Annotated in this window: 17 protein-coding genes; 10 read left to right on the top strand and 7 right to left on the bottom strand. The window is 62.3% G+C overall.

Annotated features, from left to right (window positions below; translation table 11 throughout):
- Positions 1–97: 97 nt before the first annotated feature.
- The 5 genes from mnmH (at position 98) to NCR39_RS18790 (ending at position 5,118) form a co-directional block, all read left to right on the top strand.
- Positions 98–1,165: a tRNA 2-selenouridine(34) synthase MnmH gene (gene mnmH / locus NCR39_RS18810; protein ID WP_250453563.1), complete on the top strand. Its 1,068-nt coding sequence runs from the start codon at positions 98–100 to the stop codon at positions 1,163–1,165.
- 29 nt (positions 1,166–1,194) lie between these two features.
- A complete protein-coding gene (locus NCR39_RS18805; protein WP_250453562.1) occupies positions 1,195–2,247 on the top strand; it encodes a permease in 1,053 nt (350 codons plus the stop codon).
- 691 nt (positions 2,248–2,938) lie between these two features.
- Positions 2,939–3,490: a PAAR domain-containing protein gene (locus NCR39_RS18800; protein ID WP_250453561.1), complete on the top strand. Its 552-nt coding sequence runs from the start codon at positions 2,939–2,941 to the stop codon at positions 3,488–3,490.
- Positions 3,487–4,407 (top strand): glycine zipper family protein, encoded by a 921-nt coding sequence (locus NCR39_RS18795; RefSeq protein ID WP_250453560.1) that lies wholly within the window; start codon positions 3,487–3,489, stop codon positions 4,405–4,407. The genes NCR39_RS18800 and NCR39_RS18795 overlap by 4 nt, the downstream gene beginning before the upstream one ends.
- Before the next feature lie 6 nt (positions 4,408–4,413).
- A complete protein-coding gene (locus NCR39_RS18790; protein ID WP_250453559.1) occupies positions 4,414–5,118 on the top strand; it encodes a hypothetical protein in 705 nt (234 codons plus the stop codon).
- Positions 5,119–5,346: 228 nt separating this feature from the next.
- On the opposite strand, the gene NCR39_RS18785 is transcribed toward NCR39_RS18790, so the two are convergent.
- From NCR39_RS18785 to NCR39_RS18775, 3 genes are read right to left on the bottom strand one after another with little or no spacing between them, the layout of a single operon-like run.
- On the bottom strand, positions 5,347–5,511 hold the full coding sequence (locus NCR39_RS18785) for a hypothetical protein (RefSeq protein ID WP_250453558.1): 165 nt from the start codon (positions 5,509–5,511) through the stop codon (positions 5,347–5,349).
- Positions 5,489–6,490 carry a cytochrome d ubiquinol oxidase subunit II gene (gene cydB / locus NCR39_RS18780; protein ID WP_250453557.1) on the bottom strand — a complete coding sequence of 334 codons (1,002 nt, stop codon included), beginning with the start codon at positions 6,488–6,490 and terminating at the stop codon, positions 5,489–5,491. Before cydB ends, NCR39_RS18785 begins: the two co-directional genes overlap by 23 nt.
- A 4-nt stretch (positions 6,491–6,494) precedes the next feature.
- Entirely contained in the window at positions 6,495–7,898 is a 1,404-nt protein-coding gene (locus tag NCR39_RS18775; RefSeq protein WP_250453556.1) for a cytochrome ubiquinol oxidase subunit I, read from the bottom strand.
- Positions 7,899–8,317: 419 nt separating this feature from the next.
- Here NCR39_RS18775 and ypfJ point away from each other — a divergent pair, with 419 nt between their 5' ends.
- Together ypfJ and NCR39_RS18765 are read left to right on the top strand one after the other, a co-directional pair.
- Positions 8,318–9,190 (top strand): KPN_02809 family neutral zinc metallopeptidase, encoded by an 873-nt coding sequence (gene ypfJ, locus NCR39_RS18770; protein ID WP_250453555.1) that lies wholly within the window; start codon positions 8,318–8,320, stop codon positions 9,188–9,190.
- Positions 9,191–9,359: 169 nt separating this feature from the next.
- Positions 9,360–10,259, top strand: coding sequence for a flagellar brake protein (locus tag NCR39_RS18765; protein WP_250453554.1), 900 nt, complete (start codon positions 9,360–9,362; stop codon positions 10,257–10,259).
- Between the two features lie 21 nt (positions 10,260–10,280).
- Here the strand turns inward: NCR39_RS18765 and NCR39_RS18760 are convergent, their stop codons facing one another.
- The 4 genes from NCR39_RS18760 to NCR39_RS18745 all read right to left on the bottom strand — a co-directional run bounded on the left by NCR39_RS18760 (position 10,281) and on the right by NCR39_RS18745 (position 12,519).
- The gene (locus NCR39_RS18760) at positions 10,281–10,931 is read right to left on the bottom strand and encodes a DsbA family oxidoreductase (RefSeq protein ID WP_250453553.1); all 651 of its coding nucleotides are present in this window, start codon (positions 10,929–10,931) and stop codon (positions 10,281–10,283) included.
- 143 nt (positions 10,932–11,074) lie between these two features.
- Positions 11,075–11,533 carry a DUF4279 domain-containing protein gene (locus NCR39_RS18755; protein WP_250453552.1) on the bottom strand — a complete coding sequence of 153 codons (459 nt, stop codon included), beginning with the start codon at positions 11,531–11,533 and terminating at the stop codon, positions 11,075–11,077.
- The gene (locus NCR39_RS18750) at positions 11,505–12,311 is read right to left on the bottom strand and encodes a hypothetical protein (RefSeq protein WP_250453551.1); all 807 of its coding nucleotides are present in this window, start codon (positions 12,309–12,311) and stop codon (positions 11,505–11,507) included. The genes NCR39_RS18755 and NCR39_RS18750 overlap by 29 nt, the downstream gene beginning before the upstream one ends.
- 67 nt (positions 12,312–12,378) lie before the next feature.
- Positions 12,379–12,519, bottom strand: a complete 141-nt coding sequence (locus NCR39_RS18745) for a hypothetical protein (RefSeq protein WP_250453550.1) — start codon at positions 12,517–12,519, stop codon at positions 12,379–12,381.
- Between the two features lie 149 nt (positions 12,520–12,668).
- Between NCR39_RS18745 and NCR39_RS18740 the strand changes: the two genes are divergently transcribed.
- From NCR39_RS18740 to NCR39_RS18730, 3 genes are all read left to right on the top strand, one after another.
- Positions 12,669–13,100: an OsmC family protein gene (locus NCR39_RS18740; protein ID WP_040050978.1), complete on the top strand. Its 432-nt coding sequence runs from the start codon at positions 12,669–12,671 to the stop codon at positions 13,098–13,100.
- Between the two features lie 283 nt (positions 13,101–13,383).
- Complete coding sequence (locus NCR39_RS18735; protein WP_250453549.1) at positions 13,384–14,469, top strand: calcium:cation antiporter; 1,086 nt, start codon at positions 13,384–13,386, stop codon at positions 14,467–14,469.
- A gap of 119 nt (positions 14,470–14,588) precedes the next feature.
- Positions 14,589–15,398, top strand: a complete 810-nt coding sequence (locus tag NCR39_RS18730; RefSeq protein ID WP_250453548.1) for an ABC transporter substrate-binding protein — start codon at positions 14,589–14,591, stop codon at positions 15,396–15,398.
- Positions 15,399–15,446 lie beyond the last annotated feature (48 nt).

Genomic DNA, 15,446 nt, shown 5'->3' with positions numbered 1-15,446 from the left:
TATCGCGTTCCGTCGCAAAAATCGGGCGCCGAAGCGAAAACCCGAGCCGTGCGATAATTTCAGTCTTCGCCGCCGCCTCGTTCCCGTTGATTTTCAAGTGAAAAACCTGCTCGCTCCTATCGATCGCCTCGGCGATTTCGAAGAAATCGTCGATGTCCGCACGCCGCTCGAATTCGCCGAGGATCACATTCCGGGCGCCATCAACGCGCCGGTGCTGGACAACGAGGAGCGCGTGATCGTCGGCACGATGTACAAGCAGGTCTCGCCGTTCGAGGCGACGCGCGTGGGCGCCGCGATGGTCGCGCGCAATATCGCGCGTCATCTGGACACGCTGTTCGCCGACCGGCCGCGCAACTGGCGGCCGCTCGTCTATTGCTGGCGCGGCGGCAAGCGTTCCGGCGCCATGACGACGTGGCTCAACATGATCGGCTGGCAGGCGCGGCAGCTCGAAGGCGGCTACAAGAGCTATCGGCGCGACGTGCTCGACCGGCTGACGACGCTGCCCGGCCAATATCGCTATGTCGCGCTGATCGGCCATACGGGCAGCGGCAAGACGCGGCTGTTGCAGGCGCTCGGGCAGGCGGGCGCGCAGGTGCTGGATCTGGAAGGGATGGCGTCGCATCGCGGTTCGCTGCTCGGCGCGCTGCCGGGGCGCGATCAGCCGTCGCAGAAAGCGTTCGATTCCGCGCTCGTCGCGACGCTGCGCGGCTTCGATCCGGCGCGGCCCGTGTTTATCGAGGCGGAAGGGCGGCGGATCGGCGCGATCACGATGCCCGATTCCCTGCTCGACAACCTGCACGCCGCCGCGTGCGTCGAAGTCGAAGCGCGCCGCGAGGACCGCATCGCGTTTCTTTTGCAGGACTACGCGCATCTTTTCGACAGTCCCGCGTTCTTCAAGACGCAATTGTCGAAGCTCGTCGCGCTGCATAGCCGTGAGCGCGTGGCGTACTGGCATCGGCTGATCGATGAAGGCGCGCGCGCCGACCTTTTTGCAGAGCTGATCGACCGGCACTATGATCCCGCCTACGGCCGCAGCAGCCGCGCGCTTTACACGCAATTGCCTCAGGCGGCGCACATGCTGTTCCGTCCGAACGACGCCGACAGTCTCGATCAGGCGAAGGCGCTACTCGCGCAATTGTCCGAGACCGCTCCGGCGCTCGATTGATTTTCTTGTTCCACTCGACGAAATAAAAAATGATGACCACGTTCCGACAACCTCGCGTCGCGCTCGGCTGGATGGTGTTCCTGCTGATCGCGGTCGTGGGCCTTTTCTATGTCAAATGGTTTCCGTACTACAACCGCGCGTTCGTCGCGGCGAGCCAGCATTCGATCGGCAAGTCGATCCTGATGGGCACGGCCGCGAGCGCGCCGGAGCCGTCGTGGCGCGCTGCGCTCGACTACGCGATGGCTTACGGCAAGGCCATCTGGCAGGCGATGGTGCTGGGCCTTTTGCTCGGATCGGCGGTGCAGGCGTTGATTCCGCCGCGCTGGGTGGCGCGCGCGCTCGGCGAGCATGACTTCGGGAGCGTGGTGAACGGCGGCCTGATGTCCTTGCCGGGGATGATGTGCACGTGCTGCGCGGCGCCGGTCGTCGCGGGCTTGCGGGCGCGGCATGCGGCGCCGGGTGCGGCCATTGCGTTCTGGCTGGGCAACACGGTGCTGAATCCGGCGGCGCTGGTGTTCATGGGCTTCGTGCTGGGCTGGCAGTGGACGGGCTTGCGTCTGGTGCTTGGCGTGCTGATGGTGTTCGGCCTTGGTTATGCGGTGAATCGCATGGTGACGCCGGCGCAGGCAGCGGCATCGCGCGAGGCGTTGTCAAAGTTGATCGACGAAGACGATCCCGGCACGGCATTCACGCGCTGGCTGAAGATACTTGGCCGCATGACGTTGCGGCTGGTACCGGAGTACATCGTGCTGGTGCTGCTGCTGGGCGCGGCGCGCGCGTGGCTGTTTCCGCACATTGGGCCGGACATCGGCAATGGTGTGTTGTGGATCGTGGCGTTCGCAGTGGCGGGCATGTTGTTCGTGATTCCGACGGCGGGCGAGGTGCCGATCATCCAGGCGATGCTGTCGCTGGGCATGGCGGCGGGTCCTGCGGGCGCGTTGTTGATGACGTTGCCGCCGGTGAGTGTGCCGTCGCTGGCGATGCTGGGGAAATCATTCCCGGGGAAGGTGTTGGCCTTCGTGGCGGCGGCGGTGGTGATCTTCGGGATCGTCGGCGGCGCGGTTGCGGCGTGGCTATTCTGAGAGCCGAAAGAAAAGCGCTTTGCACAACGTACGATCGGTGTTAACCGAGCCGGGGGGCTCGGCTGACGTGGCGCTCAGTGGGCGTGGAAGGTGCTTCAGGGCTGTGTCAAGCTGAGTGCCACCGATTATCTGCGAAGTGGCATCTGCCCGTTACGCCACCCGCCACCGCTGCCATATCACCTGTGGCACCGCCATCTCCTCGAGCATCGAAGGCGAACCGCGCTTTCTTTTCTCGCGAGTTCAAAGCTCTCATACCTGAAGAAGCGGCCGCGTTCATCGCGACGGCCGCGCATTCCTTCGCGCATGGCGCACCTTTCGCGGGTTGTCTGTCCGAGATGTTGCGAAGTTGATCGGCAAGACGCCCGGCGCCGCTGGCTTCTATGAATCGGCTATTACGCACCGACCGAGCAAGCGCTTCAACTCTTGGCGGATGCGTTCAATTGCACGCTCGATCAATCGACGGTCAAGCCCGGGTTAAACACCGCGCCATGTCTCGATCTTGTGAAGCCGCCGAAGGAGGCGTCGAGCCGCGTGCGCCAGAACGCACCGAGTAGCCCGATGCGCTTTGCATGGTCCCTTTCTCGATTCACTGCCTTCAGGCAACGATCAATTTTGACCGCACCAAGACGCCGAAAACGATAGGGTGAAGTCCTTCGCAGTGCTGACAGGCTATTTCGGTTAGGTTGAAAAGATGCGACGTTATTTTTTGAAAGTAGGCGATAAATCGACGGCCGGCGGACTTGTTCTCGAAGGCGAATCGACCACGATGCATCACGGCACGCCGCTTACGTCTCTTGGTGCGCTGGTCTTCTGTCATGCTTGTAAGTCGCAAGGGAGGCTTGTCGGTCAAGGCCCACGAAGGCCGGTCACGATCATGGGGAAACAGGTGGCGCTGGACGGTGACTTATGCCTATGCAAGTGCACGCCGACCCCGCTCATGCTGGCATCTCAAAGCACGGCGTTTGAAGAATTCGAAAGTGGCGAGCTTCAGAGAATGGGCTTCCAGCCTAACGGCACGCCCATTGAGACAACGCCGAAGAGGGATTTCGATGAACGTGTGCAGATCATGGATGAGCGCAATCGGCCGCTCGCTTGCGTGCCGTATCACATACGCACTTCGCGCGGCATCGTCTACAAGGGAATAACGGATGCTTCGGGCTATTGCCCGCGCGTGTACACCGAGCAAGCGGAATCGCTTGAAATTGCGTTGGGCATGAAGGCTTTGGACCGGTGGGAACAATGACAATCTATGTTCATCGAGCCGATACGAATACGCGCACCGGATCTGAAGTAACGGCTCTCGGACCGCTGATGCCCGCGAGAGCATTCTTCTTTGTCACAGTCGATGAAGTCGGCCCGCAAGGTTTCCTTGTTCGCAAGACATACACCGCCGTCAATGCGCCTTTTCTTCAAGGCATGAACCTTGGCCCGCTCGAAATGATTCGCGATGTTGCGCCCGAACGCTATGGGTTGTGGGCGCGCAATCCGGAATCGCTTGCCAGCATTAGCTCGCATGTTCTTGGAACGGACAAGGTTACTTCATATGTGTCCACGAGCGGCAACTTTCCCGAAGGCTCGCTGCGCTTTGAAGGCAAGAGCATCTACATTGACATCGCCGCCGCTAAGCGTGCGGGCGCGAGGATCGTCACGCCGGAAGAGATTGGTCAAGATATCGATGCGTACCTTAAAGATAAGTCTTCCAAAGTAAAGCGCGAAGGAGAATATCTCAAGAAAAAAGCGCTTGGCACCGACAACGAATTTCTGGTGAAGCCGAACCCGGTCGTACCGCCTGAAGGCATCTTCACGAGGCAGGGTTTGGCTATCGCGATGGGTTTTGAGAAGTGGGCGCGCGTGGTGCAAGTCTGGTGCATCGTGCTGACCGGCTACGATCTCGCCATCGCCACGGAAGAATCAAGCCGGATCAGAAGCATTCGGCCGCTCGAAAAGGCGGTACTCACGAATATCGCCGGATGGGAGGGAAGTATGGCCGGTAGATGGGCTGGCGCGGTTCTGGGCGCGCGCATCGGTGCCGCAACGGGTAGCATCGTCGGCATCGAGACAGGGCCGGGTACCCTTATCACAGGCGCGATTGGCGGCATCATTGGCGGGGCCATCGGCTTCTTCGCTGAATCGTGGGTTATGGAAAAGGCCGGCATGTAGAAGGTCATGATGTCATTCCGAGATTTCTTTAGCCGCAAGTCAAACCAAACGCTCGCGCGGGAACGGGCCGAGCGCGAGCTTCGCGCGTCACTGCGCGATGGCAAACCGCTTGAAACGCAATTTCGGGTGCCACTCGCGCGACTGCGTGAGACATTCACAGTGGATATACCGACTTCATTCGACGGGACGCGCGCATATCCCTATGTTTCGTATCAGGAGGAACACGGTGTAAAGGCGTTCGTGCACTGGCAGAGCATCGAAATGGATGAGTTTCCGCGTTATATCAATGCGATCCGTGCCGGTTGCACCGAAGTCGAAGCGGATCGGCTTCACTATCAACGTGGCGCGCTTCATTCGTTCGTTTCCTACGGCGATGAACTTGCGGGCCGTAACGTTTTCGTCCTATCGAACGATGTAAATTTGATCGAGCGGCTTGCGCCGCCGAAATTCTCGCCTTCGCCGCCGTGGGTTCTTCACTATGCCGAAGGGCCATTTATGTCATACAACCAAGGCGCACCGGAGTACTGGCATCAATTCATTTGGTTGCCCTTTTGGTTGAGCATAAGTCTTGATGAGCAAGCGCAGTATCTTGAGCGACAACGTGCGAAGACAAAGGACTTCATCGACGATGAGGCGTGGTGCGATTGGGTTTATTCAGTTCGCCGCCTAGACCCGCGCACGCGCGATGAGAGCGAGAAAGGACGACGATAAGTAGTCGCGAACTCAAATCCGATCACATCGGGCCGGTATCGCCGTTTCTTCAGCCCGCGAGCGGCAAGCTTTCGGCTTCCGGCTCAAGGTGCGTGGCCCATTCTTGCATCAACTTCACACGCGCTTCGAAGTGTCGGGTGCGTTCGTAGGCTTGCTGGAGTGCATATTCAGGAAAGAAAGTGAGCCCTACTGAAAAAGCCGCCCGTTACCGCGAAAAAGAACGCAGCCTCAAAACCCCGCCGAAGCGCCCCATTTGATCAGCAACTTGAACGGCAGCGCGAGCAGCATGGCCCCGCCGACCCCGGCGACCCACAACGCGACGAACCAGAACACTTTACGAAAGCGCATCGGCCAGAAAGAACCGCATCGCTCAGTGATAGTGATGTTCGCCATGACGCACCTTCCCTCTAAAGACCCAATACCCCAAAGTCGTATAAGCGACGATGACCGGCAGAATGACCGCCGCACCGACGATGGTGAATAGCTGGCTGGACCGCGGCGACGCCGCATCCCAGATCGAAACGCCAGGAAAAATTTCGTGCGGCGAAATGCTCGCCACGAGCCCCGCATAGCCGAGCAGCACGAAGCCGAGCGCCACGGCGAACGGCCGCTTCTCATGCCGCGATTCGATCGACCGGCGCATCGCCCAGGCGCACGCCGCGACGAGCACCGGCGCGGGCAGCATCCGATAAAACAGCGGCGAATCGAACCAGCGCGACGCGATGCCCGCATCGAGCAACGGCGTCCACACGCTGACGACGGCGATCGTCGCGAGTTGCAGAAGCGTGAGCGGCCACACGACGCGATACATCCGCCGCTGCAATTCGCCTTCCGTCTTCGCGATCAGCCAGCACGCGCCGAGCAGCGCATACGTGACGACGAGCGCGCCGCCCGTGAAGATCGCGAACGGCGTGAACCAGCCGAAGGCATCGCCGGAAAAGCGTCCATCTGCGACAGGAATGCCTTCGAGAAACGCGCCCAGCGCCACGCCCTGAAAGAACGTCGCGCCCGCCGATCCGCCGATGAACGCGAGATCCCACATATGCTTCGTGCGCGCGGCCTTCGCGCGAATCTCGAACGACACGCCGCGAAAAATCAGGCACACGAGCATCAGCACGAGCGGCAGATAAAGCGCGGAAAGCACGGTGGAATAGACCATCGGGAACGCGGCGAAGAGGCCCGCGCCGCCGAGCACAAGCCACGTTTCGTTGCCGTCCCAGACGGGCGCGACGGTGTTCATCATCACGTCGCGGTCGTGCTGCTCCGGGAAGAACGGAAAGAGAATGCCGATGCCGAGGTCGAAGCCGTCGAGCACCACGTACATGAAGAGGCCGAGCGCGATGATCGCGGCCCACGCGAGTGTCAGGTCCATGTTCTCATGCTCCTTCGATGGACTGGTTGGGCAGGGAAAGCGGCCGGCGCGCGGTGCCTTCGGATGACGGTTCGTGCGGCGTCTGTCCCGGCAGCGCGGGGCCCTGGCGCAGCAGCTTGAGCAGGTAGTAGATGCCGGTGCCGAACACGATCGTGTAGACGATCACGAACGCCATCAGCGAGACGCCGACCTGCTGCGCGGTGACGGGCGAAACGGCATCGGCGGTGCGCATCACGCCGTAGACGACCCACGGCTGACGGCCCGCTTCGGTCGTGACCCAGCCCGCGAGCAGCGTGACGAAACCGCTCGGGCCCATCAACAACACGAAGCGATGAAACCAGCGCGCCTCGAACAGCTTGCGCTTGCGATGCAGCAGCCACGACGCCACCGACATCGCGATCATCAGCACGCCGAGACCGGCCATCACGCGGAAGCTCCAGAAGACGATCGTCGAGTTGGGGCGCTCGTCCTTCGGGAAGGACTTCAGGCCGCGAATTTCGCCGTCCCAGCTATGCGTGAGGATGAGGCTGCCGAGATGCGGAATCTTCACCGCGTATTTCGTCGTTTCCGCTTCCATGTCGGGGATGCCGAACAGGTTCAGCGCGGTGCCGCCTTTCTCGGTGTCCCACAGACCTTCGATCGCCGCGATCTTCGCCGGTTGATGCTCGCGCGTGTTGATGCCGTGCGCATCGCCGACGACCGCCTGAATCGGCGTCAGCGCGAGCAGCAGCCAGAGCGCCATCGAGAAGGTCTTCTTGATCGCGGGATCGCGCCGTCCTTTCAGCAGATGCCACGCGCCCGTCGCGGCCACCACCAGCGCCGCCACGATGAACGCCGCGATCGCCATGTGCGCGAGCCGGTACGGAAACGACGGATTGAAGATGATCGCGAACCAGTCGACCGGCACGACGTGATCGCCTTCGATGCGGAATCCTTGCGGCGTCTGCATCCAGCTATTCGAGGCGAGAATCCAGAACGTCGAGATGAGCGTGCCGATGGCGACCATCAGCGTCGCGCCGAAATGCGCCCTCGGGCCGACCTTGTTCCAGCCGAACAGCATGATGCCGAGGAAGCCCGCTTCGAGGAAGAACGCGGTCATCACTTCGTAGGTCAGCAGCGGGCCGGTGACCGGGCCGGCGAAGCTGGAGAAGCCGCCCCAGTTGGTGCCGAATTCGTACGCCATGACGACGCCCGAGACCACGCCCATGCCGAAAGCCACGGCGAAGATTTTCGACCAGAAGAGGCACAGCTCCTTGTAGACAGGCTTGCCGGTTTTGAGCCACGCGCCTTCGAGCACGGCGATGAAGCTCGCGAGCCCGATGCTCAGGGCAGGAAAGATGATGTGGAACGATACGGTGAACGCGAACTGGATCCGCGCCAGATCGATTGCTTCGGGAGTCGAGTGCATGATGACTTGTGCTTTGAAATTCACGCGCCCGTGTTGGAAGGCCGGGCCGGTCCTGTACTTCGACGAAATGCGTCAGATGACGGGCCGGAGCTTAGCGCCGAATTTCGCCGGGTGTTGCGCTGCGTCAGTTACGTCGCATTGCGCGGAAATGCCGCAGTTTCAAAGGCTTATCGTCGCTATCGGCTTGATATTTATCGTTTTTCGAGATGACCGCATGTGATCCGATGTCAGGCGCGCCGCGTGCCCTTCGCGACAATCGACCGCACTGCATCACGCGTTTTCATCGACATTCGGCAATGCGTTGCGGACGAAATCGGCGAACGAAGTTTCACCTGCGGGCAGCAAGAAAGCCCACGGCGCGCAGGTACGATATTGGCTTTTGAGAAGCGCGCGACGCGCGAACACAACGGAGAACCAACATGCGCCTCGATGATGAAGCGGAAAGTCAGAACGTCGAAGACCGGCGCGGCTCGGGCGGCATCGGCATCGGCGGGGGAACGATAGGCATCGGCACGATCATCGTGGCGCTGGCTGCGTCGTACTTTTTCGGCATCAATCCGATGACGATCATCAACGGCGCGCAGGTTTTGCACGGCAACGCGCCGCAGCAGCAGGCCGCGCCGAGCAACGCCGAGCCCGCGCACGATGCCGGCGCGGTGTTCGTGCGCCGCGTGCTCGGCAACACCGAGCGCACGTGGCAGCACATCTTTCGCACGGAGTTCAACCAGGACTATCCGGCGCCGAAGCTCGTGATGTTCACGGGCGGCACGCAGACCGGCTGCGGCATGGGCCAGTCGGCGATGGGACCGTTCTATTGTCCGGCGGACCGCAATGTTTATATCGATTTGTCGTTCTATCGCGAACTGCGCGATCGATTCGGCGCGAGCGGCGACTTCGCGCAGGCGTATGTGATCGCGCACGAAGTGGGGCATCACGTGCAGAACGTGCTCGGCATTTCGGACAAGGTGGAGCGGGCGCGCGCGCGGATGTCGCGCGAGCAGGCGAACGCGTTGTCGGTGCGCGTCGAGTTGCAGGCGGACTGCTTCGCAGGCGTCTGGGCGGCGGTCGCGCAGCAGCAGAATGCGAAGCTGATCGAGCCGGGCGATTTCGAGCAGGGGTTGAACGCGGCGGGCGCCATCGGCGATGACCGTCTGCAGCAGCAGACGCAAGGGCGCGTCGTGCCCGAAGCCTTCACTCACGGAACGAGCGCGCAGCGTCAGCGGTGGTTGCGCCGGGGTTTGACCAGTGGCGACGTACGGCAATGCGACACCTATTCGGCACAAAATCTTTGAATGCTTATTTCTCGACGCCGATATTTATGCGCATAAAAGCGGTATGAATAACCGATGTTGACGGATATCGGCCTCGCGGCGTAAGGCTTGCCGAAAATCGCTTGACGAGGCCGCCATCATTCGGGACGATTCAGGAAAACATTAAGAATTTTCCTAACATTCCGAACCCATGATCGCAGAACCCGTCCTTGAGAAACGACCGGCTCTCGTCCGTCTCAGTCCAGCCGACATCCCTCTGAACGCGCCGCTCGAATGGCCGATTCTGTCGCCGGAAGGCGCGGTGCTGTTCGAAAGCGGCACCGTCGTTCCCGATGAAGCCGCCCGCGCATTCCTCTGCGTTCAGTTCCAGCCGCATCGTCCGTCGCAGGAAGCGGCGGGGACCGCATCTGGCGACGCCGCCGGCGAAGGCCCGCCGACGCTCGAAGACATGGGTCTTGCCATCGGCGGGCGCGTGGGATTGCGGGGCAGCGGCGTGTCAGGCTCCGCGATGTACGCGAGCCGGGTCATCGGCTTCTCGAATCCGCGGCGCAACGGCGAGCGCTCGCTTTTCATCACGCAGCCCCTGATGACCGGCTTCGCGCCGCTCGAATTGACGCGCGGCGAGCAGGTCGACCTGATCGCGCTGACGGGACGCGGCGTGTTTCGCTTCGCCTGCACCGTCGATGCGACGAGCCGCGAGCCGTTCAATTACGTGGTGTTATCGGCGCCGGGCGCGATTCGCCGGCTGCGCGCACGCAAGTTCGCGCGCATGCCGACGCGGCTCGGAGCGCGATTCACGGTGGAAAGCGCGACGGACGCCGTGCCGCAACTCGGCCGCGTGGCGGACATCAGCCCGTACGGCATGTCGTTGACGGTGCCCGCCGCGACGGCCGCCGCCGGCGATCGGCTGAAGCTGTCGTTTCGCTTCAGCACGGATGGCGTCGATGTGCAGATCGATACCATCGCGATCGTGCGTCACGTCGGCCCGACCGAATCGGGTGCGCCGGGCGCTGCCTACGGACTCGAATTCGAGGCGCTCGAACCGTCGCAGCGGATCGCGCTGAAGTCGTTCATGGCGGAGCACAGCTAGAAGGCGCTGCGCTCGTCGAGGTCAGCTTCCGGGAAAGCCGTCCGGAAAGAGGCGTTCGATGGCGGCTTCGTAGTGTTGAATCGGCGCGGCGCCGCGCAGCGCGATGGGCGGCGGCGGTTCCTGGCCCGGCGCGGGTTCGCGCGAGAGCACGGCGAACGGCACGCCGCTCACGCCGAGCTTCTTCGCGAACTCTTCGTCCTCGATGACAAGGTCGGTGTACGTGCCGTCGTCGAGCGATTCTTCCAGCAGTTCGGGATCGATGCCGCAGGCCGCGGCAATGTCGAGGAGGGCGTCCGTATCGCCGATATCGATGCCTTCCTCGAAATACGCCTTGAAAATGGCGCGATGCACGACGTCGTACCGGCCCGACTCGCGCGCGAACAGTGCCGTTTCGAATGCCTTGCGGCTGCGCGGCGCGACCGGCGGCATACGCATGAGCAGACCGCGCTCGTCGGCGAGCGGGCGCACGGAATTTTCCCATGCATCGACGATGCGCTCGCTGTTCGGATCGAGTAGCGGCGCCGGCTCGGGGCGCAGTTCGAACGCGTGCCAGCGAATTTCGACGGCGTCCCCGTACGCGTTGCGCAACTGGTCGAGCACCGGCGTTTCCAGGTAGCAGAAGGGACAGACGAAGTCCGACCAGACGTCGACGTACAGAAGAGGGCTTGTCATATAAGGCTTTGGCGGATGCCGTTCAAAATTCGTTCAAAACATCGTCCAAAATTTTAGCCGACTTTCGCCTTCACCTCAGTCCACTCGCGATACCGTGCAGCCATGTCGGCCGACGCGCGCCATAACGATCCCGGCGGCGTTTGCTACCGATACTCGTCTAACTCGACCGTGCCGCCGAGCGCTTCCATCATCTCCCGAATGTCGTCGGGCACGTCTGGAACGCGGTCGCCTGACCTGTTGAGCCAGTAGCACCACAAAGCCAGTTTGGCGCCTTGCTGCTGGATCATTTCTCGCAGGTCCGCCCGTGGCAGCGCGAGGCGGCTCTTGATGAACCGCAGGTGCGGCGCAAGGTGATCGCTGCGAAGTGCGTGTTCGCTCGTGAATGCCCAGAATCCGCTTCGCGCCGGTCGATTGCTCAGTTTCCCAGACGGATAGCGGTACAACTCCCCCTTGGTTCGAACACCGCTCGGTGTGACGTTGAAATAGCCGGTCCAGAATTCTGGGACTACAGCGTCACCGGAGACGATGAGTGTCGCGAATGCGAGCCTGCGCGCGCTGCTTTCGTGCGTTGTCTCAGGGCGCATAGTCGTGGATGCCTTCATCGAGAATTTTCCCATCAAACTCAACGCTGCCGTCGTCATGAAAAATGACGTTGTCCGCGGGTCCCAAGCCGTTCCTGGGCTTGAACAAGTGAAGCATTTTGCTGAAGGTGTCTCGATCATATCCGAGCATCTTCGCGGCGTAATCGGGGTTGCGGGTACTGGCGGCAATGTCCAGGACATCGTCACTCAACTCGTCCGGCACATAATCGAACGGCGCCGCATCGCTCAACGCTGTGGCGATTCTTCCGTCCGGCAGCACGTCGCCCGGTTCTGCTGCCATGATCGCGAAAAAATCATCGGCGGGCAGTCTCGGGAGCGTTGGAGGAGCGCACGTACGGACGGCCGCCGCGACACCCGCTCCGCGAGCAAACAATTGCGATGACGTGAATGTGAACGACTGCGGCCTTGGCGCATCGCCGCCGCGACTGCCGCGACTGCCGCGACTGCCGCGCAGGCCGCTGCTCGGCGCATCGGGAATTGTCAGCAACTCGCCCGATTCGATCGCGCGCCGTACCTTCCATCGAGCGATCTGTGCGTCGTCTTCGTCGAGTTCGAGCAGCGCGCACACTCGTTCGATAAACGATTGATCGTGCTCCCATTCGAACGAATCAGCCAGGAAAGCGCGTGCCGCCTGCGATGCTCTTTCTCGGTCCTTCGCGCTCGCGAACACTGCATCGCGTCGCCTGTAAAGCGTGAGCGAGCGAGTTCCTATACGTATGGCGTTTTGCAAGTCCGTCTCTGGCAGTTTGTCGAAGAAGCCCAGGTGAGAGGCGAGCACACGCCTGCCTGATCAGCCGCCGATGCAGGTAGCGCGGCGTGAACGCATCATGATGCTCAACGCAGCATCACGAGCAAAAGGCGAATCTTCCGAAATGCCCGGAAACCTTGGGGTGCGCAAAGAGCCGCGCTTTCTCCCACGCGCGCAGCCGCTCAAAACCACCATCGATCTCGACGGTGACCACCGGCGCACGCTGATGCACCACCAATCCCGTTCCGCTACGATGAACGCGATGACGTCGTCACGTCGTCACGTCAGCGGCACCGGGCACGGTGCGTGCGGTTCGTCGGCGCTGCGAAAGGCAGTACTCAGGCCGGCTGTGCCGGTCATCGCAATCCCATTTTTTGGAGAACTCTCGTGCAAAAGACTGCATCGGCAAAATGGAGCGGCGGCATCAAGGATGGCAAGGGGTTCATTTCGACGCAAACCGGCGTGCTCAACGAAGCGCCGTACGGATTCAAGTCGCGTTTCGAAGACGGTCCGGGTACCAATCCCGAAGAATTGATCGGCGCGGCGCACGCGGGCTGCTTCACGATGGCGCTCTCGCTGCAACTCGAACAGGCGGGCATGAAGGCCGAAAGCCTCGAAACGAAATCGACGGTCACGCTCGAAAAGGACGGCGAAGGCTTCTCGATCACCTCGTGTCAACTCGACCTGAAGGCGAAGATTCCCGGCGCCGACAAAGCCGCCTTCGACAAGGCCGCACAGGCCGCCAAGGAAGGCTGCCCGGTTTCGAAGCTGTTCGCGGGCAACGCGAAGATCACGCTGAACGCGCAACTCGAATCCTGACGTTCGTAGCGTTCGGAAGACCGGCCTGCGCGCTTCGATGCCGCAGGCCGGTTTTTTTGCGCCTGTCACCTCCAAACCAATCGTCAATTGACACGTGCCGGATCGGACCGTCAGCACGCAAGCCACAATGCACGTCCACCGCTTGCCACGGGCGCTATCATGCCGATGGCATGCGGCCCTTTGCCGCGGCGCTTTCATCGCACGCTTGCTGCGCGGGGCGGTCGGACCACTTCGCCGCATCGCCACGAGCGCACGCCCCTCCACCGACCCACCCGGATTGCCGATGAAATCGAAGCTGAACTGGACCGTCCTTACCCCGATTGCAGCGATCGTCGTGCTCGCCGCCGCCGCGTTCATCCACAGCGCATGGCTGACCGGCCTTTCGGCGGTCGCGCTGGCGCTCGCGGTGTTCGCGGCCGTGCATCACGCGGAAGTGGTCGCGCATCGCGTCGGAGAGCCGTTCGGCACGCTGGTGCTGGCGGTCGCGGTCACGGTGATCGAAGTCGCGCTGATCGTCTCCGTGATGCTCTCCGGCGGCCCGGAAAAAGCCGGCCTGCCGCGCGACACCGTGTTCGCCGCGATCATGATCTGCAGCAGCGGAATCGTCGGCTTGTGTCTGCTCGTCGGCGGCTTGCGGCATCACGTGCAGGATTTTCAGCTGCAAGGCGCGAGCGCGGCGCTCGCCATCCTCTGCGCGCTGTCCGTCATGACGCTCGTGCTGCCGAACTTCACGAGCACGGTCGAGGGCCCGGCGTTGTCCACGTCGCAACTGATTTTCGTGGGCGTCATATCGCTCGTGCTGTATGTGGTGTTCGTGTTCGTGCAGACGATACGTCATCGCGACTACTTCCTGCCGACCGCCGCGAAGCAGACCGCCGCAGAAGACGACGCCCCGCACGCGCCGCCGCCGACCAACGGCGAAGCGTGGTTCGCACTCGCGCTGCTGATGGTGTCGCTCGTGGCGGTGGTCGGGCTCGCGAAGCTGCTTTCGCCGGCGGTCGAGGCGGGCGTCGCGGCGGCGGGCGCGCCCGAGGCGGTGGTCGGCGTGGTGATCGCCGCGCTCGTGCTGCTGCCCGAAGGGCTCGCGGCGCTGCGGGCGGCGCGGCTCGACCGGCTTCAGACGAGCCTCAACCTCGCGCTCGGCTCGGCGCTGGCGAGCATCGGCCTGACGATACCGACGGTCGCCGTCGTGTCGATCGCGATGGGTCAGCCGATCTCGCTCGGCCTCGCGCCGAAGGAAATCACGATGCTCGCGCTCACGCTGCTCGTGTCCGTCATCACGCTCGGCACGGGGCGATCGACCGTGCTGCAGGGCGTCGTGCATCTCGTCATCTTCGCGGCGTTCCTGTTTCTCTCGGTCGTGCCGTGACCGCTGTGCCGTTTTGTTACCATTCAGGGTTTTCCCGCAAGGGAGTCATCGCGCGCCGTGCTTGGGGCTTCATGACGGCATCGCGCGCCAGCATTTATCGCAAGTCTCGAAGGATTGGAATGTCGCACAAGAAGTTCGCCAGCAAGACCGCATCGTTCGCCCTGCGCGCGATGCTCGCCGCACTCGCCGCCACGTCGTTCGCCGCGCACGCAAAGGAAATCACGCAGATCCGCTTCGCCGTCGATCCGTCGTATCCGCCGTTCGAATCGAAGCAGGCCGACGGCAAGCTCGTCGGTTTCGACATCGACCTCGGCAATGCGCTTTGCGCGCAGATGAAGGTCAAATGCGTGTGGGTCGAAAACAATTTCGACGGCATGATTCCCGGCCTCAAGGCCCGCAAGTTCGACGCCGTGCTGTCCGACATGGGCATCACCGAAGAGCGTCTGAAACAGATCGACTTCACGAACCCGCTTTACGACACGCACGCGCAACTCGTCGCGCGCGCGGGCTCGGGCATTCTCCCGACGCCGCAGGCGCTGAAGGGCAAGCGCGTCGGCGTGGAGCAGGGCACGGTGCAGGAACGCTACGCCAAGGCGAAGTGGGAGCCGCAAGGCGTGCAGATCGTCGCTTACGGCGATCAGGAGCAGGTCGAGTCGGATCTCGTCGCGGGCCGTATCGACGCGATGTTCACCGACGCCGCGCAAGCCGCCATCGGCTTTCTGAAGAAGCCGCAGGGCAAGCCGTTCGCGCTCGTGGGGCCGATCGTCGAAGACAAGGCGATCATCGGTCCGGGCACGGCCATCGGCTTGCGCAAGGGCGACGCCGATCTGCAGAAGGGCCTGAACGACGCGTTCGCCGAACTGAAGAAGAACGGCACGTTCAAGCGCATCATGGCGAAGTACTTCGAAACCGACGTCTCCATTCAGTAATCGCCGCACGGCGCTTCCGGGCGCAGTCATGAAAAGGCATCGCTTGCG

The organism is Caballeronia sp. ATUFL_M2_KS44, from assembly GCF_023630965.1.
GTDB lineage: Bacteria > Pseudomonadota > Gammaproteobacteria > Burkholderiales > Burkholderiaceae > Caballeronia > Caballeronia concitans.
The sequence above is the reverse complement of the archived record's forward strand: the minus strand, read 5'-3'. Positions and strand labels throughout refer to the sequence as shown.

Bases quoted from the DNA above. Each gene is read 5' to 3' on its own strand.
- NCR39_RS18785 (WP_250453558.1), bottom strand. From the start codon at position 5,511: ATGGCGAACATCACTATCACTGAGCGATGCGGTTCTTTCTGGCCGATG.
- NCR39_RS18775 (WP_250453556.1), bottom strand. From the start codon at position 7,898: ATGCACTCGACTCCCGAAGCAATCGATCTGGCGCGGATCCAGTTCGCG.
- NCR39_RS18730 (WP_250453548.1), top strand. From the start codon at position 14,589: ATGTCGCACAAGAAGTTCGCCAGCAAGACCGCATCGTTCGCCCTGCGC.
- NCR39_RS18735 (WP_250453549.1), top strand. From the start codon at position 13,384: ATGAAATCGAAGCTGAACTGGACCGTCCTTACCCCGATTGCAGCGATC.
- cydB (WP_250453557.1), bottom strand. From the start codon at position 6,490: ATGGACCTGACACTCGCGTGGGCCGCGATCATCGCGCTCGGCCTCTTC.
- NCR39_RS18790 (WP_250453559.1), top strand. From the start codon at position 4,414: ATGATGTCATTCCGAGATTTCTTTAGCCGCAAGTCAAACCAAACGCTC.
- NCR39_RS18800 (WP_250453561.1), top strand. From the start codon at position 2,939: ATGCGACGTTATTTTTTGAAAGTAGGCGATAAATCGACGGCCGGCGGA.
- NCR39_RS18805 (WP_250453562.1), top strand. From the start codon at position 1,195: ATGATGACCACGTTCCGACAACCTCGCGTCGCGCTCGGCTGGATGGTG.
- NCR39_RS18755 (WP_250453552.1), bottom strand. From the start codon at position 11,533: ATGAAGGCATCCACGACTATGCGCCCTGAGACAACGCACGAAAGCAGC.
- NCR39_RS18795 (WP_250453560.1), top strand. From the start codon at position 3,487: ATGACAATCTATGTTCATCGAGCCGATACGAATACGCGCACCGGATCT.
- NCR39_RS18760 (WP_250453553.1), bottom strand. From the start codon at position 10,931: ATGACAAGCCCTCTTCTGTACGTCGACGTCTGGTCGGACTTCGTCTGT.
- ypfJ (WP_250453555.1), top strand. From the start codon at position 8,318: ATGCGCCTCGATGATGAAGCGGAAAGTCAGAACGTCGAAGACCGGCGC.
- NCR39_RS18765 (WP_250453554.1), top strand. From the start codon at position 9,360: ATGATCGCAGAACCCGTCCTTGAGAAACGACCGGCTCTCGTCCGTCTC.